Origin of the sequence: Nocardia sp. NPDC059236, assembly GCF_042754085.1 — a bacterium.
Lineage (GTDB): Bacteria > Actinomycetota > Actinomycetes > Mycobacteriales > Mycobacteriaceae > Nocardia.
The window spans coordinates 108,070-132,973 of the sequence record NZ_JBHZAF010000002.1; the positions used below are offsets into that span (position 1 = coordinate 108,070).

The 24,904-nt window shown below is 69.2% G+C and carries 21 protein-coding genes and 1 pseudogene; 15 read left to right on the forward strand and 7 right to left on the reverse strand.

Going from position 1 to position 24,904, the window contains the following annotated elements; all coding sequences use genetic code 11:
• The first annotated feature begins 43 nt into the window (after positions 1-43).
• Both ACFXIV_RS05600 and ACFXIV_RS05605 read left to right on the forward strand, forming a co-directional pair.
• Positions 44-1,249: a GNAT family N-acetyltransferase gene (locus ACFXIV_RS05600; protein ID WP_379397881.1), complete on the forward strand. Its 1,206-nt coding sequence runs from the start codon at positions 44-46 to the stop codon at positions 1,247-1,249.
• A 291-nt stretch (positions 1,250-1,540) separates the two neighbouring features.
• Positions 1,541-1,930 carry a YccF domain-containing protein gene (locus ACFXIV_RS05605; RefSeq protein WP_379398247.1) on the forward strand — a complete coding sequence of 130 codons (390 nt, stop codon included), beginning with the start codon at positions 1,541-1,543 and terminating at the stop codon, positions 1,928-1,930.
• Between the two features lies 1 nt (position 1,931).
• Here the strand turns inward: ACFXIV_RS05605 and ACFXIV_RS05610 are convergent, their stop codons facing one another.
• On the reverse strand, positions 1,932-2,369 hold the full coding sequence (locus tag ACFXIV_RS05610; protein ID WP_354830859.1) for a MarR family transcriptional regulator: 438 nt from the start codon (positions 2,367-2,369) through the stop codon (positions 1,932-1,934).
• A gap of 110 nt (positions 2,370-2,479) precedes the next feature.
• Between ACFXIV_RS05610 and ACFXIV_RS05615 the strand changes: the two genes are divergently transcribed.
• Together ACFXIV_RS05615 and ACFXIV_RS05620 are read left to right on the forward strand one after the other, a co-directional pair.
• Positions 2,480-2,722 carry a DUF2530 domain-containing protein gene (locus tag ACFXIV_RS05615; protein ID WP_379397883.1) on the forward strand — a complete coding sequence of 81 codons (243 nt, stop codon included), beginning with the start codon at positions 2,480-2,482 and terminating at the stop codon, positions 2,720-2,722.
• A 133-nt stretch (positions 2,723-2,855) separates the two neighbouring features.
• Complete coding sequence (locus ACFXIV_RS05620) at positions 2,856-3,470, forward strand: TetR/AcrR family transcriptional regulator (RefSeq protein WP_379397885.1); 615 nt, start codon at positions 2,856-2,858, stop codon at positions 3,468-3,470.
• A gap of 129 nt (positions 3,471-3,599) precedes the next feature.
• On the opposite strand, the gene ACFXIV_RS05625 is transcribed toward ACFXIV_RS05620, so the two are convergent.
• Both ACFXIV_RS05625 and ACFXIV_RS05630 read right to left on the reverse strand, forming a co-directional pair.
• Entirely contained in the window at positions 3,600-6,779 is a 3,180-nt protein-coding gene (locus ACFXIV_RS05625; protein ID WP_379397887.1) for a sacsin N-terminal ATP-binding-like domain-containing protein, read from the reverse strand.
• Between the two features lie 682 nt (positions 6,780-7,461).
• Positions 7,462-8,274: pseudogene (locus ACFXIV_RS05630) on the reverse strand (DUF3027 domain-containing protein); the annotation flags it as partial.
• A gap of 47 nt (positions 8,275-8,321) precedes the next feature.
• On the opposite strand from ACFXIV_RS05630, the gene ACFXIV_RS05635 reads away from it, so the two are divergent.
• From ACFXIV_RS05635 to ACFXIV_RS05645, 3 genes are all read left to right on the forward strand, one after another.
• On the forward strand, positions 8,322-9,116 hold the full coding sequence (locus ACFXIV_RS05635; protein WP_379397889.1) for a glutaminyl-peptide cyclotransferase: 795 nt from the start codon (positions 8,322-8,324) through the stop codon (positions 9,114-9,116).
• Positions 9,117-9,269: 153 nt separating this feature from the next.
• Entirely contained in the window at positions 9,270-11,243 is a 1,974-nt protein-coding gene (locus ACFXIV_RS05640; protein WP_379397891.1) for an MFS transporter, read from the forward strand.
• Positions 11,244-11,259: 16 nt separating this feature from the next.
• A complete protein-coding gene (locus tag ACFXIV_RS05645) occupies positions 11,260-11,853 on the forward strand; it encodes a DUF2771 family protein (protein ID WP_379397893.1) in 594 nt (197 codons plus the stop codon).
• Positions 11,854-11,927: 74 nt separating this feature from the next.
• Here ACFXIV_RS05645 and ACFXIV_RS05650 read toward each other — a convergent pair whose 3' ends face one another.
• Positions 11,928-12,371 (reverse strand): cold-shock protein, encoded by a 444-nt coding sequence (locus ACFXIV_RS05650; RefSeq protein WP_364606729.1) that lies wholly within the window; start codon positions 12,369-12,371, stop codon positions 11,928-11,930.
• Between the two features lie 182 nt (positions 12,372-12,553).
• Between ACFXIV_RS05650 and ACFXIV_RS05655 the strand changes: the two genes are divergently transcribed.
• From ACFXIV_RS05655 to ACFXIV_RS05670, 4 genes are all read left to right on the forward strand, one after another.
• Positions 12,554-12,784: a hypothetical protein gene (locus ACFXIV_RS05655; protein ID WP_354830880.1), complete on the forward strand. Its 231-nt coding sequence runs from the start codon at positions 12,554-12,556 to the stop codon at positions 12,782-12,784.
• Positions 12,785-13,226: 442 nt separating this feature from the next.
• Entirely contained in the window at positions 13,227-13,859 is a 633-nt protein-coding gene (locus tag ACFXIV_RS05660) for a transglycosylase family protein (protein ID WP_379397895.1), read from the forward strand.
• Between the two features lie 146 nt (positions 13,860-14,005).
• Positions 14,006-14,194 (forward strand): hypothetical protein, encoded by a 189-nt coding sequence (locus tag ACFXIV_RS05665; RefSeq protein ID WP_356999003.1) that lies wholly within the window; start codon positions 14,006-14,008, stop codon positions 14,192-14,194.
• 296 nt (positions 14,195-14,490) lie between these two features.
• Complete coding sequence (locus ACFXIV_RS05670) at positions 14,491-16,761, forward strand: helicase-associated domain-containing protein (RefSeq protein WP_379398248.1); 2,271 nt, start codon at positions 14,491-14,493, stop codon at positions 16,759-16,761.
• A 93-nt stretch (positions 16,762-16,854) separates the two neighbouring features.
• Here the strand turns inward: ACFXIV_RS05670 and ACFXIV_RS05675 are convergent, their stop codons facing one another.
• The gene (locus tag ACFXIV_RS05675; RefSeq protein ID WP_379397897.1) at positions 16,855-17,385 is read right to left on the reverse strand and encodes a hypothetical protein; all 531 of its coding nucleotides are present in this window, start codon (positions 17,383-17,385) and stop codon (positions 16,855-16,857) included.
• Positions 17,386-17,707: 322 nt separating this feature from the next.
• Complete coding sequence (locus ACFXIV_RS05680) at positions 17,708-19,336, reverse strand: cellulase family glycosylhydrolase (RefSeq protein WP_379397899.1); 1,629 nt, start codon at positions 19,334-19,336, stop codon at positions 17,708-17,710.
• A gap of 227 nt (positions 19,337-19,563) precedes the next feature.
• On the opposite strand from ACFXIV_RS05680, the gene ACFXIV_RS05685 reads away from it, so the two are divergent.
• From ACFXIV_RS05685 to ACFXIV_RS05700, 4 genes are all read left to right on the forward strand, one after another.
• Positions 19,564-21,222: a DNA repair helicase XPB gene (locus ACFXIV_RS05685; protein WP_379397901.1), complete on the forward strand. Its 1,659-nt coding sequence runs from the start codon at positions 19,564-19,566 to the stop codon at positions 21,220-21,222.
• A gap of 37 nt (positions 21,223-21,259) precedes the next feature.
• Positions 21,260-21,928 carry a DUF3239 domain-containing protein gene (locus tag ACFXIV_RS05690; RefSeq protein WP_379397903.1) on the forward strand — a complete coding sequence of 223 codons (669 nt, stop codon included), beginning with the start codon at positions 21,260-21,262 and terminating at the stop codon, positions 21,926-21,928.
• Positions 21,929-21,991: 63 nt separating this feature from the next.
• Positions 21,992-22,630 (forward strand): LysE family translocator, encoded by a 639-nt coding sequence (locus ACFXIV_RS05695; RefSeq protein WP_379397905.1) that lies wholly within the window; start codon positions 21,992-21,994, stop codon positions 22,628-22,630.
• Between the two features lie 63 nt (positions 22,631-22,693).
• Positions 22,694-24,097: a M1 family metallopeptidase gene (locus ACFXIV_RS05700; RefSeq protein WP_379397907.1), complete on the forward strand. Its 1,404-nt coding sequence runs from the start codon at positions 22,694-22,696 to the stop codon at positions 24,095-24,097.
• A gap of 57 nt (positions 24,098-24,154) precedes the next feature.
• On the opposite strand, the gene ACFXIV_RS05705 is transcribed toward ACFXIV_RS05700, so the two are convergent.
• The gene (locus ACFXIV_RS05705) at positions 24,155-24,799 is read right to left on the reverse strand and encodes a LysE family translocator (RefSeq protein ID WP_379382962.1); all 645 of its coding nucleotides are present in this window, start codon (positions 24,797-24,799) and stop codon (positions 24,155-24,157) included.
• Positions 24,800-24,904: the final 105 nt, after the last annotated feature.

Sequence of the window (24,904 nt, forward strand, 5' to 3'; positions counted from 1 at the left end):
AAAATCGGGTGCGAGGCCCGGTAATACGTGGGATGTTCGGGGTATGGCATCGACGAATGGCATTACCGTGCGTTCGGCGCGAGCGGACGAGCGGGCGGAGATCATCCGGCTCTCGGAGATCTGCTTCGGGATGCGGGTCGGCCCGGCCGATCTGGAATACGGCGGCGACGTCTTTCCGACCGAGCGGGCCCTGGTGGCCGTGGACGGCGATCGCATCGTCGGGCACACCAACGACCGCACCATGACCGTCACCGTGCCCGGCGCGCACACCGTGCAGGCCTGCGGCGTCAGCAGCGTCGTGGTCGCGCCCACCCATCGGCGGCGCGGCATTCTGCGGGCGCTCTACACCGAGCAGCATCGGCGCACCGAGGCCGAGGGCATACCGCTCACCATCTTCACCGCCAGCGAGGGCACCATCTACGGCCGCTTCGGCTACGGCCCGTCCATTGTCGAGAACGGGATATCCGTGCGCGGGCGCACCGCCGAATTCCGTTCCACCACACCGGATCCCGGAGGGGTGCAGGTCGCCGACCGGGAAGAGGCGAAGCTCCGGTTGCCCGAGATCTACGACCGCTGGCGGCGGCTGGTCCCGGGCGCGCAGGCGCGGCCCGCAGCCCGCTGGCAGCAGCGGTTCTTCGCCGACGTGGTGCAGAGCGAGGAGAGCTCACCGCAGTTCTTCCTGATCCATCCGGACGGCTACGCCATCCTGCGGCGCGCCTGGCACGGGGACAAGAACACCGCCACGGTCCGTGAATTGCGGGCTGTCACAGCGGAAGCCCATGTCGCGCTCTGGCGGGTGCTGCTGAGCCTGGATCTGGTGGACACGGTCGAGGCCACGCTGAGTGATAACGATCCACTCCCCTACCTGGTCACGAATCCGCGTCTGGTGCGCGTCACCGGCCGCCACGACGCGCTGTGGACCCGGGTCATGGACGTCCCCGCCGCTCTCACCGCCCGCACCTACCAGCGGGATCTGGATGTCGTGCTGTCCGTGGACGATCCGTTCCGCGACGCGGGCGGCAGCTTCGCGCTGCGGGTGCGCGACGGCATCGCCGAGTGCGCGCCCACCGGCCGCACCCCGGATCTGGAGCTCGGCATCGATGTACTCGGCAGCCTCTACTTCGGCGCGTACCGGGCCCGGGTCTTCGCCGCCGCCAACCGGATCCAGGCCAAGGACGCGACCGTGCTGCGCGCATTCGACGAGGCGTTCGCCGCCGAACGCGACGCCGAACTCGGCTGGTTCTTCTGAGTCGACTGCTGCACGCGACGAGCGTGCTGGTGGCCGCCTAGGCCAGGGCCGTCAGAGCCACCGATAGTCGCATCAATTTGCTCAAAATGCGCTCCCGATTCTTTTCTTGCCAGAAAGAATGAATAGAGCTGCATGAGCTCTAGATAGCGAGACATTAACGGCGGATCAATGCTTCAACCCACCTTTCGGGGTATTTCACCCAATTCGGACGAGGGTCACCCTTGGCGAGTTCAGGGTTTTCCCGGTGGTGGGTGAGCACCGGACGCTGGCATGCTGGGATACGTGAAACCCATCCAGTTGATACTCAACGTCCTGTGGCTCGTGCTGGTCGGATTCTGGATGGCCATCGGCTATGTCGTCGCCGGGCTGATCTGCTGCGTGCTGATCGTGACCATCCCGTGGGGCGTCGCATCCTTCCGCATCGCCTACTTCGTGCTCTGGCCCTTCGGCCGGGAAGCGGTGGAGAAGCCGAGCGCGGGCGTGGGCTCGATGCTCGGCAACATCGTCTGGATCATCGTGGCGGGCTGGTGGCTGGCGCTGGGCCACCTGATGACCAGCATTGCCCTCGCCGTCACCATCATCGGGATCCCGTTCGCCTGGGCCAATCTCAAGCTGATCCCGATCTCGCTGTTCCCTCTGGGCCGCGAAATCGTCGACAGCGACCGGCGTTTCGGCTACTGAATCACTCGGATTCGTCGACGATCTGCTTCATGATCCCGACCGCCTCGGCGAGCACGCCGACCTGGGCGGGGGACAGCCGGGACAGCTGATCGGTCATCCAGGCCTCGCGGGCCTGGTTCTCGTCGGCGATCAGGGCCCGCCCGGCGTCGGACAGCGACACGATGATCTGCCGCCCGTCGGTGGGGTGCGGATTGCGTTCCACCAGATCCATTTCCGACAGCGAGGCGATGACCCGGGTCATCGACGGCGGCTGCACCCGCTCCTTGGCGGCCAGCGTGCCCGGCGTCATGGCGCCCTCCCGATTCAGCGTGGCGAGCGCGGACAGCTGGGTCAGCGAAATCTGGGCATCGGCCCGCCGGCCTCGCAGATGCCGAGTCAAGCGCACTACCGCCAGCGAAAGTTCACCGGCGAGCGCTCGAATGTCGGAAGGCGTTGTCACAGAGGCAAACGATACGGGACCGCCCGCGCGGGAGTCGGCTGTTCCGGTGCGTGGGGGCCGGCCGCCCCGGCGCGCCACCCGAACCGGCCCCTGCCCTCTAGTCTGGTGGGGTGACCACGCCGCCCGTTCCGGAGATTCCCCCGCGCTTCACCGATCCGCGCCCGGTGCTGGCCGTGGGCACCATCGGTTTCCTGATCGCGACGGTGGCGGTGTGGGCGAACGACGCGTGGGCGACCGCGCGTCCGGTCTGCCTGATGGGTCTGGCGGTGGGTCTGCTCGGCTACACGATCTTCACGATTCAGCGCCGGAGCGCGCGGCGCGGGGACAAAGGCGCACAACTCGGTCTGGATTAGCGGACCCCGGGCTCGGATTAGCACCAGAAGCGACTGGTCGCCCGTCCAGAGGGGCCTGACAAAACGAACTTGCGGACCGTGCGAATTGACTGCACGCGCCTCGGAGGCTTAACTCCCTGGAGTGTCCTCCCGATTGAGCGTCGAAGAACGACGGGCCCACCTTATCGAGGCAGCCATCGGCCTTGCCGAAAAAAAGGGCGTGGCAGGAGTTACCACGCGCGATGTTGCCCAGGCAGCCGGTGTTTCCCTCGGTGTGGTGCATTACTGTTTCGAAAACAAAGATCAGCTGATGACCGAGCTGGTCAAGGCGCTCTCGATGGAATTGCGCGATTCCGTCGATGCCAACGAAACGGTATGGCAGGACGTCGGAACCGGAAAAGAAGCGCTGCAACAATTGGTGCGCGCCGGTCTGGAACTCATGTGGCTCAACATCGAAGCCACTCCGGAGCGCCAACTACTCACCTACGAAACCACCACCTACGCCCTACGCGAAGGCGAGCAGACGCCCGCGAAACTCGCCATCGCACGCGAGCAGTACACCTTCAACGACTCCACGGTCGCCGACGTCATCGAACACGCGCGCGAAGCCACCGGCACCTCCTGGACCGTTCCCGTCGACACGCTGTCCCGTTTCATACTGGCGGCCATCGACGGCATCGTGCTGCGCTGGCTGGTCGACAACGACAGCGCCGCCGTCCGTCAGCAATTGGATGTCCTCGCCACCACCGTGGCAGCCCACGCGGCCTGACCCGGGCCTCCCCCCGCTCCGGCGCGGGCACTGTGCAGCACCGCCCGCGCCGGACCCGAATTCGCCTGCCCGCCTGTGTATCTCAACCAGGCCGGGCCCGCGCACGGCCATTCGGGCCGGCACGCATCCTCAGCGGCGCGAGAAGTTCTGCGGCTGCGCCTGCACGTGGGTGATATCGCCCTCCCGCCACCACGCGACCGTCACCGTGGCCTCGAACGCACCCGTCAGCCGGACCCGGAGTTCGTCGTGCACGACGAGATCGCCTGCGGGCAGCTGCAAGTCGAACTGCAGGCGCAGCAGCACGCCCAGCGGCTCGGCGGTCCAGCTGGTCTCCCGGCCGGTGCTCACCACCTCCGCCGTCACCGCCTCCGAGGCCAGCGGCAGATCCAGCAGCGTGGCCAGCGGACGTGCCGACGCCAGGTCACCCACGACCAGCCGGTCGGCGGGCAGCGCCGGGCCCAGCCACGGGCGATCCAGCACCAGGGCGTCCGCGGCCGGGATCACCTCGCCGGTGAGGGCGCGCACCTGACCCGGCAGCACCAGATCCTCGGTGTCCAGGCGGCCCGCGTCGAGCGCCTCGGCCAGATAGCGGTACGTCTGTGAAATCGATTCCGGGGTGGGCATTCTCGCCGGATCTGCGAGAGCGTCGAGGAGTTCCTCGGCCAGCGCGGGGGTGAGCACCTCCGGGTCGGCGAGCACGCCGCGCAGCACCGCCAGATCGTTCGCGTCGAAGCCCGGCAGCTGCGGGAGCAGACCCGCGAACAGGGTGTCGTCCGGGTGGCGCAGCAGGCCCAGCGGAATGCCGTCGACGTGGGCGTGATGGCGCAGCCACCAGGCCGTGTAGCCGTCGCGGTCCGCGAGCAGCCGGCGGGTCGTCTCATCGGACAGCAACAGCCGCAGCGCCTCCGGCCATTCGGCGTCGTCCACCAGGTCCAGGTCGCGGACGGCCACCAGTTCGGCCGGATCCTCGGCCAGACCCTCCCACCAGGTCTCCTCGTCGTCGAGGTGGTGGTCCGGGCCGGTCGGATCCGACTCGGCGACCAGGGTGAAGCTCCAGCCGACACCGATGGCGCGCAGGGCCTCCGGGCCGTAGCGCTCGAGCACGCCGGCGTCCACGGTGGTGAAGGGCGAATCCTCGACGAGCACGCGGGCCAGCGGCGCATCGGGCAGCAGCAGTTCGTCGGCCGGCGTCGATTCGCCGTCGACATCGGGCAATTCGACCAGGCCCAGCCAGGACGGGAGGACACCCGGCGCGGCCAGGGTGGTGGCCGCCAGCTTCAGCACCGCGTCGACGGTGTCCGGATCGCTCGGATCGTCCTCCAGCACCGCCTGCAGCCCGGCGTCATTGAGCAGATCCTCCGGCGTGGCCGGGCGCGCACCCAGCCGGCCCAGCAGCTCGTGTGCCGCCTCCGGGTGCACCAGACGTGCCCAGTGCACCGGAATCGCCTGTTCCAGACGGTCATCCAGCACCACCGTGCGCGGGCCGGTCACCAGGCGGCCATCGGTCAGCGGCACCGCCAGCGCGCCCAGTTCCTCCACCGCCAGCGGATCCACCGCGAACGGCTCCAGGGCGTCGTAGAGCGAATACCACCACTGCGGGTCACGTTCCAGGCTGCTCGACAGCTCGGCGATCCGCGCCAGGCCGATCCGGTGCACATCCAGCACGGCGAGGGCATCGGCGTACATGCGGCCGGACAGCTCCGGAATCACCAGCGGGCCGGCCATGTCCGCCAGCAGACCGGCCAATTCCACGGTCGCACCGGTGAATACGGTGGCCCGGCGCGGCGAGGCGACATTCGCCCGCGAATCCGCGCCCAGGGTTTCGGTGATCGCCGATTCATCCACAACCATCCCCAGGTCCACCGGGGATGGTTCCTCGAACTCGGTCGAGTCGAAGGTCGCGACCACATCGTGCGGTCCGATGGCGTCGTGGGGTTCGACCGTGTCGCCGGGCGCCTCGTCCTGGGCCGGAAGATCCCACAGCGGCAGGGTTTCCTGCTCCCATACCGCACTCGCCCTGGCGGTCGGCGCGGCGGCCGAGTCGACGTCCGGCGCGGCGGCCAGTTCGAGCGCGGCCGCGGTATCGGGATCGCCCGATGCCCGCACCTCATCGGCCTCGGTACCACTGCCGGCTGCCGTCTCGCCGAACGCGGCGTCGAATTCTTCTGGCACCGGGGCGTATTCGGCAGCGCGTTCCGGACGGCCGGCGAGGACCGGAAGCCACTCGTTGTCGCGGAGCTCGGCGATCAGGGCCTCGCGGAGCAGGCCGTCGGCCTCGCTGCGGGCGAAGCCGGGAGTGGGGACCAGGACCAGGCGGTCGCGCGGCGGCAGGGCGCGCGCGAACGCGGCGTAACCGGCGGCCAGCGCGCTCAGGTGCGCACCGGGGAGCAGGCGGCGGCGGTCCGGCTGCATGGGGATGTCGGCGATGAGCAGGGCCGGAATGGACAGCTCCTCGTCGGAACGGGTGGGTGCGCGCAGCACATCGGGGCGGGCGGCGATCGGGCGGCCGTCGCGCACCGGCAGCAGCCAGCGGGCGCGCTCGGTGCGGTACTGCCACCACACGCGCTCATCGGAATTCGGGCCGGTGACCCGCAGTTCCGTGAGGCCGTCACCGAGTTCCCGTTCAGCACTGGCGATCTCGTCGTCACCGATCCGGATGGCGTGCAGCGCGGGCAGTTCCAGCAGCAGATCGGCCGCCTCCGACCGCATCTCCGTGAGCAGGGCGACGGTGTCCACGTGCTCGCGCAACCGCAGCACGATCTCACTGTCGAAGCCGTTCACGGGCTGCTCCGCGGTGGCCCAGGCCAGTCGCAGCGCGGGCGGCTCGAAATCGTCCGGTGTCTGCGGGATCTCGATGCCCTGCGCGCCGAGCAGCGCCCAGGTCTCGGCCCGTGAGAACCGCACCGAGCCGCCGGTCGAACGGAACTCCACCTCGTCCGACACCGTCAGCACGGCGGTGAATCCCACGCCGAACTGCCCGACGGCCGCGGCGTCCGTCTTCCCCGAGGCCCGCAGTGCGGTGAGCGCGTGCACGCCCGAAACATCCAGCGGCGCACCGGTATTGGCCACATGCAGGGTGCGGCCGTCCAGCCACACCGCGATCCGCCCGTCGACGCCCGCCTTGGCGGCCGCGTCGGCGGCGTTCTGCGCCAGCTCGGTCAGCAGCCGGTCCCGGTATCCGGCCCGGACCAGGTCCGCCTCCGTGGCGGCGTCCTCCCGCAACCGGGTGGGCGACCCGCGCCAGGCGGCCACCACCCCGGCCCGCAGTTCCGCCGTCCCGAAGGGATCCCCCGCATCGGTCGCGACCACGCCCTACACCCCTTCCGCACAACCGTTGATGGCACGCCAGAGCCAAGCATCCGGGTATTTCACAGGACTACGGCGCGATCCATCGAAAACCGCACCCGCCGCCGGGAATCCGGCGGCGCTACAACCTATCCGGGCGAGCGCCTCAGCGCGACTCGGCCGAACCGGTCTCGGGCTCCACCCGCACCGCATCCACGGCCCACGCATCGTCGTACACCGCATCCGGATCGCGCACCTCGAACAACCCGGCCGCGCCGGAATCGTCCGCGGCCACCGACTTCTCGGACGCTCCGGCAGCCTCGGCGTTCTCGGACGGTCCTGCGGCCTCGCCGCTCTCGGGCACCACCGAAACAGCGGCGACCTCGACGTCCGCATCGACCACACCCGCCTGCACATCCGCGGCATCAGTCAGGCCCGTCGCCGAATCAGCGTCAGCCGCAACGCTCGTGTCCGCGGCGACCGTGTCGGTCTCCGCAGTCCGAACCGCGCCAGATTCGTCCGCCTCGCCCGATTCCACCTCGGCCACAGCGGCAAGTTCGGCCTCCGCGGCCTCGGTCGTCGCGGCAGCGTCAGCAGTCGCGGCAGGCTCAGCGGCGGCGTCGGCGATCGCGTCGGAGTCAGCGTCGGTCGTGGCGGCATCGGTGGTCGCGTCGGCGTCCGCCACGGTGAGCGTCGAATCAGCGTCGCTCGCAGGCGCTTCCGCACCCGCTACCGTGCCGGATCCGTCTACTTCGCCGTTCTTGGCGGATTCCGCTTCCAGCGCACCGGTTCCGTTGCGGAGGTCGGCGGTGGGGAACAGGTCCACGGCGGCGTCGTCGTAGGCCTCGTAGAGGGGAGAGCCGCTGCCGGTGGGGAGTTCGACGTCGGAGTGGGCCCCGCAGCCGTAGGCGACGTGGACCACATGGCCGTCGGCGCCCATGGCATTGGCGCAGACGCCGAAGGCAGCGCCCAGGGCGCCGGCCATGGGAACGAAGAAGGCGCAGCGGCCGCAGGTGGACGGGGCGGCGCGGGCCATGTCGGTCTCGGGGCCGTATTCGGAGAACCAGCGGTAGGAGGCCTCCTCGCGACCCTCGCGGGAGAGCACCTGGGTGCGGCCGAGCCCGATCTCGAGGGCGACCTCGTCGACGGCCGGGTCACCGGTGGCGACATAGCCGGGCACCAGGCGCGGGTCGCCGAGTGGCGGGGCCAGCAGATCGCCGGGCGCGAGATCGCCGGGGCGGATGCGCTGATCCCACGGGATGAAGTCGGGCGCCACCAGCGCGTCCGGCCCGGGCAGCAGGGCCGACTCGCTCACCGTGGCGGTGGTCGCCTCCGGCGGCGCGGCCACCACGACCGCCCACTGCCAGCCGCGATAGCCGGGCAGTGTCGCCTCGAAGTGATGGGTGGCCGAGGATTCGTCCTCGCCGGTCACGCCCAGATGCGCGCCCACCCCGACCGGTTCCAGGTCCAGGAGCGCACGGCGGGCCAGCTCGACCGCCTCCGCCAGGATCGGCCGCATACCGGACTCCGAAACTCCAACCGCGCTCACGCCCTACATTTTGCCGTATGGAGCGCAAACGCCGTGCACCGGTAGCGGCCGCCACGATCACGCTGTCCACGGCCCTGGCCCTGGCTGCGACCGCGACCGGCTGCACCAGCAGCGACAACACGCCGAAGCTGCGGGTCGAGGTGGTCGCCACGCGGCCGCACGACCCGGGCGCGTTCACCGAGGGCTTGGAGGTCGACGGGTCGGTTCTCTACGAGGGCACCGGACTCGCCGGCCATTCCTCGATCCGGGCCACGGACCTGAACACCGGCGCCGAACTCGCCCGCGCCGACCTGCCCGCGCCCCTGTTCGGCGAGGGCATCACCCGGGCCGGCGACGTGCTGTGGCAGCTCACCTACAAGAACGGCGTGGCCATCGCCCGCGACCCGGGCACCCTCGCGGAACTGCGCACCACGCATTTCGACGGCGAGGGCTGGGGCCTGTGCACCCGGGACGATCGCGTGCTGATGAGCAATGGCAGCTCGACCCTCACCTTCCGCGATCCACACACCTTCGCGATCACCGGGAGCGTGGCGCTGACCAGCCACAAGGATGCCGAGCTCAACGAACTGGATTGCGCCCCCGACGGTTCCGTCTACGCCAACACCTGGCCGACGAACACCATCCTGCGCATCGATCCGGGCACCGGCGAGGTCCTCGCCGCGATCGACGCCTCCGGCCTGCTCCCCCGCAGCGCCCGCACCCCCGACACCGATGTCCTCAACGGCATCGCCCACCTCCCCGGCACCGACCACTTCCTCCTCACCGGCAAGAAGTGGCCGACGTCCTATGAAGTGCGTTTCGTCCCCGCCTGATCTGGTCCATCGCGACCGGTCGCTCCGAACTTGTGGCGGCCCACACCGGCCGTAGTGCAGCCACCGGCCGACGGCACTGCAAGAATTGGGTGCGTGACTCCTCCCCGTGACCCCGGTGCCGACCCAGGTCGCTGGGGCGACGAGGACTCTCCCATGATCGAACGGCACCCGGGGTACGACCGCTATCCGCCCGCCAACCGCGCGGGCCGCCGACCCGTCCCGCCGGGCGACGAGAGCGAAGTGCCGGAATTCCTGGCCCGGCGTATGTCCGCGCGTCCCACCGACCCGCCATCGAGGTCGCGTGGCGAATCTCCGCGCAGCTCAGGTGGCGAACCGGAGGGCCGTACGTCGCGCTGGGCGCGCCGCCGCCACGACAAGGCCGAAACGCATGACAGGGCAAAGGACAACCCGCCGACCCGGCCGTACGAAACCCAGTCGCCCAAGGGAACTGCGAGCGAGCCGGAAGCGTGGCAGCAGCCGCACGACTTCGGCACCACACGGCGGGTGCGCTACGACCCGGAGTCCGCGTCCCGATCACCCGAGCCGGAATCCGCTTCGCCCGCACACCGCGATCAGGGTTATCCGACGCGCCCCGACAACACGCGGCACGCGCACACCGAACCGCCGCACCCGGAAACGGCTCACACGCAATCGTTTTCACACGAAGCCGACCCCGATGCCCAGGACAGCAGCGGGCTGCACAAGCCGCCCCGCAAACTGACCGTCACCCGGGTCGCCGCACGCCGCAGCATCGAGTTGACGCAGAGCGGTTTCGCGACCTTCCAGCGCGCCGCCAAGGCCGACGGGGCTGAGGAGTCGGGTCTCACCGCGCTCATCTACGCCACCATGGCCAACTTCGCGACCGACGCGGCGATCGCGGTGGCGCTGGCCAATACGCTCTTCTTCGCCAGTGCCACGGCGGAATCCAAAACCAAAGTGGCGCTGTACCTGCTGATCACCATCGCTCCGTTCGCGGTGATCGCACCGGTCATCGGCCCAATGCTGGACCGGCTGCAACGCGGCCGCCGGTTGGCATTGGCGGGCTCGTTCGCGCTGCGTGTGCTGATCGCCGGGCTACTCATCTTCAATATCGACAACTGGGCGCTGTACCCGCTGGCCCTGTGCATGCTGATCCTCAGCAAGTCATTCTCGGTGCTCAAGTCCGCGGTCACCCCGCGTGTACTGCCACCTGGAATCGACCTGGTGCGCACCAATTCCCGGCTCACCGTGTTCGGCCTGGTCGGCGGCACGCTGGGGGCGGGCGGCGTGGCAGCCCTGATCGCCAAGGTCGGGGGTTCCACGGGCGCACTGCTGTTCGCGGCCGGACTGGCGGCGGCGGGCGCGTTCCTGAGCCTGCGTATTCCCTCCTGGGTGGAGGTCACCGAGGGCGAGGTCCCGGCCACCATCGGCTATCACGGCGGCGACTCCCGCACCGAGGTGCTCGATCCGAGCCAGGCCGACCGGGTGCAGCCGAGCAAACGTCGCCAGCCCCTTGGCCGTTCGGTGGTGACCGGCCTGTGGGGCAACAGCACCGTGCGCCTGCTGACCGGGTTCCTCTTCTTCTATCCGGCCTTCGTGGCCAAGGCCACCGAGCATCGGCCGGTCCAGCAGCTGGCCATGCTGGGCGTCATCGGCGCGGCCGCGGCGATCGGCAATTTCACCGGCAACGCGACCGGCGCCCGCATGAAACTGGGCCGCCCGCAATTGATCGTGTTGAGTTGCGCCATCGCCTGTGTCGCCGCCGCGGTGGCGGCGGCCGTGATGGGCAACCTGCTGGGCGCAGCCGTGGCGACCCTGATCGCGGCCGGGACCAGCGCATTGGCGAAGGTGTCCCTCGACGCCTCCATCCAGGACGATCTCCCCATCGAGTCCATCGCCTCCGGCTTCGGCCGCTCCGAGACCGTGCTGCAGCTGGCCTGGGTGTTCGGCGGCGCCCTGGGTGTCCTGTTGCCGACGACCTGGTGGATCGGCTTCACCGTGGTCGCGTCGGTGATGGCGCTGGGCTTGATCCAAACCGTGGTCAGCTACCGTGGTCATTCGCTGCTGCCCGGTTTGGGCGGTAACCGACCTCAGCACGCCAAGCAGGAGATCCCCGCCGCGCACGGCGCGGGGGAACCCACCCAGTGACGGACAGGAAGCCCCGGTGAACCAACCCAAAGCCCGCACGATCATCGCTCTGCTGGCGGTTCTAGTCGTGGTGGCAGTGGCCTATTTCGCCGCGATCGTGGTCATCGCCCGCCACACCACCAAGCCGGATCCGCAGATCACCGCGTACGCGCACGGGAAGTCGGTGTCGGTGAATCCGTTCCTGTACTGCGACCTCGAGGTGTCGAAGGACCGGCTGGCGATCGGCAAGTGCAATTCCACCCAGTCCGTCTCCGATCTCGATGTGCCCCCGGGCTCGACGGTGCAGATCTCGCTGCCCAAGGAGGTCGCCGACGCGCCGTGGGAGCTGCTGATCGGCTACCGCCTGCCGAACAACAAGGCCGACGCGGAGGTCCTGACCTACAAGCAGCCCTGGCGGCTGTCGGGCAAGCCGGAGCGGGATAAGGATCCCAAATACGACAAGCCGCTCACCCTGACCATCAAGACCCCGCCGACCGAGCACGTGCGCCTGGCCATCATGGAACTGCACCTGCCGATACCCGCCCGTGACGAGAACGGTAACGAGGGTGTCATCTCCCGCGGGATCTGGGCGCTGCACACCCCCGCGTTCGATCCCGCGCTCTTCAGCTGAGATCCCACCTGCCGCAACAACGGAACGGGCCCCGGTGATGGAATCACCGGGGCCCGTTGGCTTCTCGTCGCGACCTAGTGGTCGAGCTCCCGCGCCACGCCGCGCACCACTTCGGCGATGCGCTGGGCGGTCTTGCGGTCGGGGTACTTGCCGCGGCGCAGATCCGGCTGCACCTTGGTCTCCAGCAGCGTGATCATGTCCTCGATGAGGCCGTGCAGCTCGTCGGGGCTCTTGCGATTGATGGGGGCGTCATTGCGCCCGCCGCCGCGACGGTCGCCGCGCTCGCCACGGCCGCCGCGCTCCTCGCGCAGGGACGGGGTCTCCAGCAGCTTCAGCGAAAGCGCCTGCGGGCCACGGCGACCCGCCGCCATTCCGAATTCCACGCGCTGGCCCGGTTTGAGGGCCTCCACGCCATCGGGCAGCGCCGACGATCGAACATAGACGTCCTCGCCCTCATCCTGGGAAAGGAAGCCGAAGCCCTTTTCGACGTCGTACCACTTCACCTTGCCGGTCGGCACTGCGCTCACCCGTTCGTCATTCAAGCCCGGGCAGCCGGGCACATTCGTGGTCGCCGGACGCATGCGCCGGCGACCTTTCCGTTTGCGAAAAGAACGCGCCCCACACAGCTATGCAGGACGCGACTGACACTGAGTCTACCCCGGTGCGAATAGCGCAAGCACATCAGTTTTACGGTTCAGAGGTGTCCGACACTTCTTCCAAGCAGGCCCCTCGCGGTTCCGCGAGCTGGCTGCTGTATATCGCCTTGGGCCTGTTCGCGATTGGATTGCTGGCGGTGTTCGCGATCTTCGGCGTGCATCTGCTGACCGATGCGAAGCCGGGTCTGTGGCTGTATCTGCTCGCCATGTGCGCGCCGCTGGGTTTCCTGCTCTCGGTGGTCTACGCGCTCTGGTCGGGCCGCCGGTCCCGCTGACCGTCCGGGTCAGGATCGGGACTCTGCCGACACGCGGGCGACGACACGGAGATTGCCCAGTTCGTTACCCGGACATGCGTGTGATCTTCGTCACATAACGAGGAGGTCACAGAGCGGTGACAGACCCCTATCGGCGGGGACTCGCCGTGACCACCTGCGCAGAAGCCATCCGGAACCTCTTGCGCCGGTTAGTGACCCGGACAGACACGTCGGTTACCAAATGGTGATTTTTGGCGGCGGTCGTCGTAGTGTCTTCCTCGCCGGGTCAGCCCGGCGCCACCGGCCCGCCGCACCGAACTTCGCCCCGCGGGTACCGGACCCCCAACTGGAGAAAGGGGCGAAGACGAGGAACAGCGCACATCCAGTGCGCCGGGCCGGACGACCTCTCAGTTCGACCCCGGTAGTCGGCCTCGCAGGCGCGTACGAGAGGAAAGACCCGAAAATGAGTGGACGCCATCGCAAGCCGACCAACACCGGCCGCACTGTCGCCAAGGTTGCCCTGACGGGCATCGCTCTCGGCGGCGCCGGAGTGGCCATGGCGGGTAACGCCAGCGCGGCACCCGACTCCGACTGGGATCGCCTCGCACAGTGCGAAGCCGGCGGCAACTGGGGCATCAACACCGGCAACGGTTTCCAGGGTGGGCTGCAGTTCTCGCCCGGCACCTGGAACGCAGCAGGCGGCGGCGAATACGCCGCCACCGCCAACCAGGCCACCCGCGAGCAGCAGATCGCGGTCGCCGAGAAGGTGCTCGCCACGCAGGGCTGGGGCGCCTGGCCCTCCTGCTCCTCGAGCCTCGGCCTGACCAGCGGATCCACGCCGCGAACCGCCCCTGCGCCCGCGACCTCGGACACCCCGCAGTGGAACCCGCAGCAGGCGGGCCCCGGCGCCGGCAGCGACGGCACCCAGGAAGTCTTCCAGGCCGTGGACCGCGCCATCGCGGTCGCCCAGTCGCAGGGCGTCCAGATCCCGCAGCCCGCACTGGATTTCCTCAATGCCACCAAGGCCAACGGCACCAAGCTGGACCCCGGCATCGTGAACTTCTTCGAGGCGAACAAGGGCCTGCTGCCGCAGTAGTACCCGTTCCCTCTTCGGAATGCCCCGCATCAATGCCGATGCGGGGCATTCGCGATTTCCGGGGTTGCCGGCGGAACGCCGTGGCGGGGGCAAACTTCGGGGTGCCGGAGGGGGCGGTCCCGAGGGCCGCATGCCAGAATGAGCGCGTGGTGAACAAATCGAACAAACCCTATGTCGACAATGGCTGGCCGGACATGGCCAATGGCGATCACGCGGTCACCGAACTCTCCTCGACCCGCTCCGGTGGCCTGTCCCCCTACGGCGAGGACACCGAGTTCCCGCTGCCGGCCGATCAGCTGCCCTACGTGCACCCGCACACCATCGTCAACCGCTGATCCGACGTACGACCGACAACCATGCGGTTAACGGCGCTCGTTCCCGGGCGGCCGCCGCGCATACGACCCCAGGCCCGCGGGGCGGGCACAGTGCCAACAGCCCCACCTACCGCCTGGTCGCCGCGGCGGCCGCTGAACCGCGTCCGCACCGTGCCCGATGAACCACGCCCGCGCATTGCCCGACATGCCGGCTGCCCGATGGATCGGGTGAAGTGACCGACCTCCCCACCTCAGCCACGACCGCCGACGCGGCCGCCAGCCCCGCCAAGTCCGCGAAATCCGCCGCCCGCGCGGATATGACTCTGGCCGAATGGCTTTCCAAGCGCAGCGACGCTGATCTCGTGACGCTGCTGCAGTTGCGGCCCGATCTGGCCGTCCCCCTGCCCGGTTCGATGGCCGTGCTGGCCGCGCGGACCGAACAGCGCGCCTCGGTGCTGCGCGCGGGCGACGAGCTGGACACCCTCGATTTCGCCGTCATCGAAACCCTGGTGGTGCAAGGCGCCGGAGACGGCGGCCGCGGCGTGCCGCTGCCCGCCAAGACCCTGCGCAAGCTGCTGTCGGACCGGGTTCCGGCGGCCACCGTCAATGCCGCGCTGCAGAAGTTGCGCGCCCGCGCCCTCGTCTGGGGCCCGGATACCGCCCTGCGCGTCACCCCCGCCGCCCAGGAGGCGCTGCCGTGGCCGCTGGGCAGCACCACCGAACTGCCGGACGCGCTCACCGAACCCGAGATCACCGCGGCCCTGGCCGCGTCCACCCCGCAGGAGCGGGCTCTGCTGGAGAAGCTGGCCGGCACCGGCCATCGCGGACGCACCCGCGATGCCGCGCCCGGCACCCCCTCCGAGCGCCCGGTGCAGCGGCTGCTGGCACACCGGCTGCTGAACTGGATCGACGAGGAGACCGTGGAGCTGCCGGTCTCGGTCGGGCAGGTGCTGCGCAACGAGCCGGTCAGTGATCCGCATGCGCTGGTGCCGCCACACCCGGATTCGACCAAGCACGCCCCCGCCGACATCAATGCGGTGGCCGCGGGCGAGGTGGGAGAACTGCTGCGGCACAGTGCGGCCGTGCTCGACGCGCTGGGTGGGTCGCCCGCCCCGGTGCTGCGCTCCGGCGGTCTCGGTGTCCGGGAGCTGCGCCGCGTCGCCAAGCAGACCGGCATCGAGGAGAACCGGGTCGGCCTGCTGGCCGAGGTCCTCACCGCGGCCCGGCTGATCGACAAGGGCAGTCCCGAGCCCGCGCCCGACGACGGGGCCGAGGACTACTGGGCGCCCACCACCACAGCCGACGCCTGGCTCGCGGTGGTGCCGCCGCGGCGCTGGACGGTGCTGGCGCAGGCCTGGCTGGACCTGGACCGGTTCCCGTGGATGATCGGGCTGCGCGACGCCAATGACAAGCCCCTGGCCGCGCTGTCGGCGGAGCTGCGGTATGTGCACGCCGTCCGCGACCGGCACGCCGTGCTGGGCGCGCTGGCCGAATTCCCGCCCGGCACCGAGGTCTCCGCCGCCGACCTGGGCCGGATCCTGGCCTGGCGGCAACCGCGCCGGCGCCGGCACTACCGGCTGGAGGCGGTGGCGAACACGCTGGCCGAGGCCGAGGCGCTCGGGCTGGTGGCGCGCGGGGCCCTCAGCTCGGCGGGCTGGACCCTGCTGCACGGCAGTCCCGAGGACGCCGAATCTGAGATGGCGATCGCGCTGCCGGAGCCGGTGGACCACGTCCTGGTGCAGGCGGATCTGACGGTCATCGCGCCCGGTCCGCTCACCCCGGAACTCCAGGACCGGGTCGCCATGGTCGCCGATGTCGAATCCGCCGGCGCCGCAACGGTTTACCGCATCAGCGAGACCTCGGTGCGCCGGGCGCTGGACGCGGGCGCGACGGCCGCGGAACTGCACAACCTGTTCACCATGCACTCCCGCACCCCGGTCCCCCAGTCGCTGACCTATCTCATCGACGATGTGGCCCGCCGCCACGGACGCCTGCGTGCGGGCATGGCGCAGAGCTTCGTGCGCAGCGAGGACCCGACGCTGCTGGCGGAGGTGCTGGCCGCGCCCGTGGCCGGCCAACTCGCGCTGCGCGCCGTGGCCCCGACCGTCGCCATCTCGCAGGCGCCGCTGGGCGAGGTGCTGGAGCGGCTGCGCGCCGCCGGTTTCAGCCCGGCGGGCGAGGATTCGTCCGGCGCCATCGTCGACCTGCGACCCCGCGGGGCCCGCCTGTCCACGCGGGGCCCGCAGCGCCCGAACTGGCGGCCCAGCCCGCCGAGCACCGAACAGCTCGAATCCCTGGTCGCCGAACTCCGCGCGGGCGAACGCGCCGCCAATGTCCGCCCCGGCCAGGCGGTGCGCTCCGACGGCTCCCGCACCAGCACCGCCGCCACCCTCAACCTGCTGCAGCTGGCCGCCCGCACCCGCCGCCCCGTCCACATCGGTTACGTGGATGCCCAGGGCGTCGCCACCCAGCGCGTGGTCGAACCCCTCAAGGTCGGCGGCGGCCAGCTCGATGCCCGGGATCCGGTCACCGGCGCGGTCCGCCACTTCACGCTGCACCGCATCGCGTCGGTCGCCCTGGTCGAATAGCGGCCTCGGTCGCCCTGGAACAGGAAAAGCCCGGTACCCGAACGACATTCGTCATGTCGTCCGCGTACCGGGCCGCAAGTCCCGAGTGCCGGGCTACCCCTTCGGGCTGCCCAGGCAGAACGTGGTCTTCGGGTCGTGAACGATGCGGAAGCTGGTGGCGGTGTTGGCGTCACAGGCGAATTCGTCGTCCTGGCCTTCGATCCGCTTGAGCACCTTGAAGGACGCCTCGGGAGCCGTGCACGCCACGTACTTGTAGCCGGTGGACGGGCTCTCGTTGTAGCAGGCACCCTCCTTGAAGTTCGGGCTCAGGCACAGGAACGCGGTGGTGCCGCCATTGAGGGTCTCCTCGTAGGAGGTCTCCTCCTCCTTGCAGTCGGTCTTCTTGTCGTAGACCGCCGCGACCTTGTACACCGCCTTCTGGTCGGAGCAGTCGACGGGCGCCGTCTTCGAGTCGGTGGCCGAGCCTTCGATGACGTTGATGCAGTCGCCCACCTTGGATTTGGCGGTGTCGGATTTGCTGGCGTCCTGGAGCATCGAACAGCCGGAAACGGCCAGCACGGCCACGGCCACCGCCACGAGGGCGAGTACGAGGCGCACCAGCGTCCTCGTTCCTGCGAACTTCACTAGCGAAAACCTTTCTCACCGAACAATTCACGGCTGTGAACGCGGTGAGAATACCTGTGTGCCGCCTGCGAGCGCATCCGACATGGGGCTTATATCAGAATCGCATGAATTTCTCAGTGCAGCATGGACAGCCCGCGCATGCCCAGCCACGAGAGGTTCACGAGGATGGTCGGGAGGGCACTGAGCAATTGCAGGCTGAAGGCGTTCACGGTCTATACCTCTCGATCGGATCAAACTGGGCGCAGGTCCAACATTGTCCCTGCGCCCTGTGTCGCTCCCCACCCTCGACTCGTTACATAAGCACATCAACGGGTTTCGCGCATCAGCGTGCCGAACCGGTCCCCGATCCGGTGCCCGCCGAGCCACTGGCCGAACCGCTGTCGGCCGAGCCACTCGCGGAACCACTGTCGGCCGAGCCGCTCGCCGAACCGCTGTCCGCCGAACCCGTCCCGATCGGACCGCTGGGCACGGTCGCACCCTTCGACCCCGGCCGGTTGACATAGACGGTCACCGGCGTCGACGCGTCCGCCTCCACCGTCACCACCCGGGCACCCGCCGCGGAGGTGACATGGCCGCCGTCGACCCGTACCGCGTACCCGTCCGGATAGTGCACATCCGACACATAGATCTCGGTCGGCCCACTCGCCGGGCGCGGGGTGTACCGGTAGGCGAAGTCACCGGTGTCGGGATCGAAGATCATCCGCCCCGGCGTGCCCGCGGTGGCCTGCGGATAGGTCCGCACCAGCTGCTTGCCGACATCCCCGAGGAACGGGTCCGGCTTCGGCCCGCCCGCGCCGAACCGCGAGGTGTAGGTCCAGTACTGCCAGCTGACGAAGCGCTCGTCGGCGCGGCTGAGGGTATTGCTCAGCACGGACGCGTCGCCGTCACCGAATTCGGTGACCAGGGTGGGCAACTGCGTGCGGGCGGTGAAGGCGTCGATATTGCTCCAGGTCTTGGCCTGCTGCACCGGGCACAGACCGCGCAGGAAGGCGGGCAGCCCCGAATAGATGGCGAGCTGACTCGGGATGCAGTAGTCGTGTGGCGCGAAGGCGATGTCGGGCGCGCTGATCGGCGGATTCTTGCCCAGATTGGTGGGCATGGTCTCGTTCCAGGTGACATTGGGTTCCCACAGCACCATGAGGTCGCCGTTGCGGCCGCGCACGGCATCGGTCAGCTTCTGCATGGCCGCCTGGTATTTGACGTCGAAGCCCGGACAACCGTTCGGGAAACAGGACAGGAAGGCCGAACCTGGCCACGGCTCGTTCAGCAATTCGATGCCGAGCGCGCCCGGGTGCCCGCTCACCCGCGCTGCGAGCGCCCCGAGCGCGTCACCCAGGTAGTCGAGCACTCCGTAGGTGTTGTTCCAGACCTCGTCCCAGCCGGAGTTCATGCTGGGCATCAGGTAATAGAACGGGAAGCCGACATTGGGCTCCAGGCCGCTGGGCCGCGCGTGGATGGCCCATTCGGGAAAGCCGTTGCCGCCCCAGATGTTCGAGAGTCCGTCCTGGTGGTTGTCGAGCAGGGTGTGAATCCCGTACTGCGCCAACGTGTCCACCACGCCGGCGACGCGATCGAGGTAGGCGGTGTCGACCACGCCCTTGGTCGGCATGAGCGCGTCGAAGGAGACGCCGAGCCGCACGGTATCGAAGCCGTGCCGCGCGAGCAGCGCCGCATCGTCGGCGGTGACGGTGAGGCCGTCGCCGGGTTCGAGGAAGGGCGGCTCCTTGTCGACATTGTTGACGCCGTGCAGCAGGACGACGCGGCCGCTGTCGTCGACGAACCGCACGCCGTCGGTGTGGAGCCGCGCGAGCGCGGAGCCCGCGGGCGCGGCCTGGGCGACGGCGGCGGGCGCGATCAGCGCACCCGCCAGTGCCGCGGTGAGCAGTCCGCGGATCCAGCGTCCGGCGCGCCCGCGCCCGATCCGGGCCGTGGTGGTGCTGTGTATCGGCATCGCTGTTCAGTTCTTTCAGGTCAATCGTCCAAATGGACATCCGTCCAAGTTGGAGTGATCGTAGCCACCGAAACTCGGGTCTTGACCGTTTTCGCGAGATCGATCGGCCGCTTCCGGGCCGGTCACGTGCGCCATGAGTGAAAAGGACGCAGGTCACGTGGCATTGTCGGTGACTTCCTGGAGAATGGACCAGGCCCATTCGGGCTCGGACAAAGCCAGGAGGTGTCGTGACCGACGGTCCACTCATCGTGCAGAGCGACAAGACGCTGCTGCTGGAGGTCGACCACGAGTCGGCCGATGCGGCGCGGCAGGCCATCGCGCCGTTCGCGGAACTGGAGCGCGCGCCCGAGCATGTGCACACCTATCGGGTGACACCGCTCGCGCTGTGGAACGCCCGCGCGGCCGGGCACGACGCCGAGCAGGTGGTGGACGCACTGGTCAGCCACAGCCGGTACGCGGTGCCGCAGCCGCTGCTGGTGGACATCGTCGACACCATGGCCCGCTACGGGCGGCTGCAGCTGGTCAAGCATCCCGCGCACGGGCTGGTGCTGGTCAGCCTGGATCGCGCGGTGCTGGAAGAAGTGCTGCGGCACAAGAAGATTCAGCCCATGCTGGGCGAGCGCCTCGACGACGACACGGTGGTCGTGCATCCGTCCGAGCGCGGGCGCATCAAGCAGATGCTGCTCAAGATCGGCTGGCCCGCCGAGGATCTCGCCGGATACGTGGACGGCGAGGCTCACGAGATCAACCTGGACTACGAGTCCAGCGACTGGCATCTGCGCGACTACCAGGAAATGGCCGCGGACTCCTTCTGGGCGGGCGGGTCCGGCGTGGTCGTACTGCCCTGTGGCGCGGGCAAGACCATGGTGGGCGCCGCGGCCATGGCCAAGGCCAAGGCCACCACGCTGATCCTGGTCACCAATACCGTGGCCGGGCGGCAGTGGCGGCGCGAACTGCTGGCCCGCACCTCGCTGACCGAGGACGAGATCGGCGAATACTCCGGTGAGCGCAAGGAGATCCGCCCGGTCACCATTGCCACGTACCAGGTCGTCACCCGCAAGACCAAGGGCGAGTACCGGCATCTCGAGCTCTTCGACAGCCGGGACTGGGGCCTGGTCATCTACGACGAGGTGCACCTGCTGCCCGCCCCGGTCTTCCGCATGACCGCCGACCTGCAGTCGCGCCGCCGGCTCGGGCTGACCGCCACCCTGGTCCGCGAGGACGGCCGCGAGGGCGATGTGTTCTCGCTGATCGGCCCCAAGCGCTACGACGCGCCGTGGAAGGACATCGAGTCGCAGGGCTGGATCGCGCCCGCGGAGTGCATCGAGGTGCGGGTCACCCTGACCGACGCCGAGCGCATGTCCTACGCGACCGCCGAGCCGGAGGAGCGCTACAAGCTGTGCTCGACCGCGCGCACCAAACTGCCGGTGGTGGAGTCGATTCTGGCCCGGCACCAGGATGCGCCGAGCCTGGTGATCGGGGCCTACCTGGATCAGCTGGACGAGCTGGGCGAGCATCTGAACGCCCCGGTCATCCAGGGTTCCACCCGCACCAGGGAGCGCGAGGAGCTCTTCGACGCCTTCCGCCGCGGCGAGATCCCGGTGCTGGTGGTGTCGAAGGTGGCCAATTTCTCCATCGATCTACCGGAAGCCTCTGTGGCGGTGCAGGTTTCGGGCACGTTCGGGTCGCGGCAGGAGGAGGCGCAGCGGCTCGGGCGGCTGTTGCGCCCCAAACACGATGGCGGCCAAGCTCACTTCTATTCCGTGGTCGCACGTGACACGCTGGACGCCGAGTATGCCGCGCACCGGCAGCGTTTCCTGGCGGAGCAGGGGTATGCCTATCGCATCACCGATGCGGACGACCTGCTGGGGCCGACGATAGGATAAGTGGAGGAAGAGCCTCCATAAGGCGGGAGGGACGCACGTGCGGCGCTTCGAATTCGCGGTGGATCGCGCCCATGCCCGGGCGGTCAACGAGGTCGTCGCGTATCTGCGGCGGCTTCGCATCTGGGCGTACAGCGCGGCCATCGGGCTGGGACTGGGCACGGCATTCCTGATCTGGGTGAACCACCCCTGGTCCTGGCTGCTGGCGGTGGCGTTCCTGCTCGCCGCGGTGACCGCGCTGTTCATCGGGTACTGGACGCCGCATCGTGGCCGGGTGGACAAGCTGTACGCCGCCGGCGATCTGGTGCCCGCGGTGGTGTCGGAGACCCACGGGAACGGGGCCACCCTGCTGGCCCTGGTCGATCTGGCCAAGCCGAATACCGCGGGCCCGCGCTACGCGCTGGTGACCCGCACGGTCCGCTCACTACCCGGGCATCGGGCCCGCGCCGGGGAGCGCGTGCCCGCGGTGACCGTGCGGGTGGACCGCGCGCCCGGCCCGGTCGGGGATCTGTGGCAGTCGGTGAGCGCCATGCCCATTGCCTGGGGCACCCGGGACCTGAACATCATCGAGCGCGCCCGCGGGGCCATCAACGAGGCGGAGTGGAAGCTGCTCACCGACAATCTGGACCTGGCCACCAAGGTGCGTGGCGCGGACGCCAAACGCCTGCTGCTGGACCCGCAGCAGCTGCCGGAAGAACTGCGCGGCTGAACAATCCGGGCGACAGGCAACAATAAGGGCGACAGGCGCGCCCGCCGAAAATAGAATGATCGGATGATTCCCGCCGCGAATATGCTGGCGTTTCTCGTCGCATCCATTGTCATTGTCATAATCCCCGGTCCCGGTGTGCTTTTCGTGATCGGCCGGGCGCTGACCTACGGGCGGCGCGCGGCTCTGCTGTCGGTGCTGGGCCATTCGGCCGGCGTCATGGCGGTCCTGGGCCTGGTGGCCGCCGGGCTGGGCGCCATTCTCGCCGCCTCGGCCATCGCGCTCTCGATCGTGAAGCTGGCCGGCGCGCTGTACCTGATCTACCTGGGCATCCAGGCCGTCCGGGAACGGCGTTCACTGCGCGAGGCCTTCGAGGCGAAGGCCGAACCCATGGAGAACGGCCGGGTGCTGCGCCAGGCGGTGCTGGTCGGGCTGACCAATCCGAAGGCCATCATCTTCTTCTCCGCGGTGCTGCCGCAGTTCGTGGCGCCGAAGGCGGGCGCGGTCCCGGTCCAGATGCTGATCCTGGGCGGGCTGTTCCTGGTGGTCGCGTTGATCTCGGACTCGGTCTACGCCCTGCTGGCGGGTACCGCGCGGAACTGGTTCGCCCGGTCGCCCAAGCGGCTGGAGGTGGTCGGCGGCGCGGGTGGCGTGATGATCATCGGACTGGGCGCGAGCGTCGCCGTGTCGGGCAGCGGTAACTGAGGGGTGCGCCGATTAGCATCGGGCTGGTCGGCGGTCGATCACGGAAAGGGGTCGGTGCAGCGCATGAGGCGGAACTGGCGGTACCTGGCGGTGGGGGCGGTACTGCTGGCGGGCGCGAATGCGGCTCCCGCGCAGGCGGATTCGGGCGACCCGCTGGCCGGCTCGCCCGGGCTGGGCGATCCCTACTATCCGATGGACGGCAATGGCGGCTATCACGCCGACCATTACGACGTCACCATCTCCTACGATCCGCCGTCCCATCAGCTGACCGGGTCGACCCGGATCGACGCGGTGGCCACGCAGGCGCTGCGCACCTTCAACCTGGATTACAGCGGGCCGGAGATCTCCAAGGTGTCGGTCAACGGGCTGCCGGCCTGGTTCGACCGCACCGATGAGCACGAACTGGTCGTGACGCCGCTGATCCCGCTGCTGCCCGGCCTGCCGTTCACCGTGCAGGTGCAGTATGCGGGCGCGGCAACCGGCGCCGATGGCGACGGGTGGTGGTTCTCGCCCAGTGGCGGGGCTTTCGTTGCGGGCGAACCGCATTCGGCGAGCGCCTGGTACCCGCTCAACGACACGCCCTTGGACAAGGCGACTTTCACGCTGCACGCCACCGTGCCGCAGGAGTGGGAGGTGATGTCCAACGGCGACAAGGTGTCCGACACCGTGCAGGGCGCGGACCGCACCGTCTCCTGGGAGATGCGCCAGCCGGTGGTCGGCTACCTGACCACCATCGCCATCGACCGGTTCCAGTTCCTGGAACAGCGGCGCGCCAATGGAACTCCATTGCTGAGCGCGTTCGCGCCGGACGCGTTGAAGGCCAAGGAGGTGGAGTCGCGGCTGCCGGAGATCCTGGACTTCCAGGAGCAGCTGTACGGGCCGTACCCGTTCGACACCGGGGGCGGCATCTATGTCGACACCGATCTGCAGTTCTCGCTGGAGACCCAGACGCGCCCCATCTACGCGCCCTGGACCGATCTGGACACCGTGGTGCACGAGATCACCCATCAGTGGTGGGGCGACTCCATGTCGGTGAAGCAGTGGTCGGACGTCTGCCTGAACGAGTGCTTCGCCAGCTATACCGCCGACTACCTGTGGCCGGAACGCAAGGACGGCAAGGACGTCGACGCCGAGTACCGGGAGACCATCGCGAAATACCATGACGATCCGAAGTTCTGGGAGATCCCGCTCCAGAACCCGGGCAAGGGCAGCGAATTCACCTCGGTCTACTACCGCGGCCCGCTGTTCCTGCACGCGCTGCGCCGCACCATGGGTGATGACGCCTTCTTTCCGGCGGTGCGCGACTTCGTCATGGGGCACAAGTACGGCAATGCGTCCATGCCCGAGTTCCGCGCGTTCATGCAGACCCGCACACCCCGCGATCTGAACGGCTTCTTCACCGCCTGGCTCGACCGCACCGACCGTCCCGCCGACGAGTTCCTCTACCCCGGCAGCCTGCGCGCGTGAGACGTTGCCCGCCGCGGGAATTCGCGGCGGGCCACCGCAGCGGCGACCGTGATCCGGTCAGGCCGGAAGCGGGCGGGTGCGGTCCGACAGCACCAGCGCGGCCATGGCGCCGAGCACCGAGCCGGTGACGAACCGCTGGGCCCGCAGCCAGAGCGGCCGCCGCGCCAGGAAGGTCGAGATGGCGCCCGCGCTGAGCACGATCAACCCGTTCACGGTGATGGCGATGCTGATCTGCACCGCGCCCAGGCAGAGGCTCTGCAGCCACACCCGCCCGTGCGCGGGCACCACGAACTGCGGGATGAGCGCCATGTACAGGATGGCGATCTTCGGATTCAGCAGATTGGTGACGAGACCCATGGTGAACAGTCGCCGCGTCGGATCAGCGGGCAGTTCCGTCGGCGTGAACAGCGAAACCCCGCCGGGCCGGAACGTCTTCCACGCCAGATGGAGCAGGTACACCGCACCCGCCACCTTCAGGGTCAGGTACAGCGCGGGCACCATGGCGAACACCGCGGTGATCCCCGCGGTCGCCGCCGCCAGATACACCCCGAACCCGACCGCCACCCCCGCCAGCGACACCAGCCCGGCCCGCCGCCCCTGCGACACGGTCCGTGACACCAGATACATCATGTTCGGCCCCGGCGTGAGCACCAGCCCCAGCGCCGCCGCGGCCACCCCCAGCACCGCACTCGTCTCGATCACCCGGCCAATTCTCCGAGCCCCACCCACCCGCTGTCGCGGTCCACTCGCCACCATCTGGACCCCGAACCCGGAGCCATCCGGCACAGCCGGATCGGCGGCGCCGGT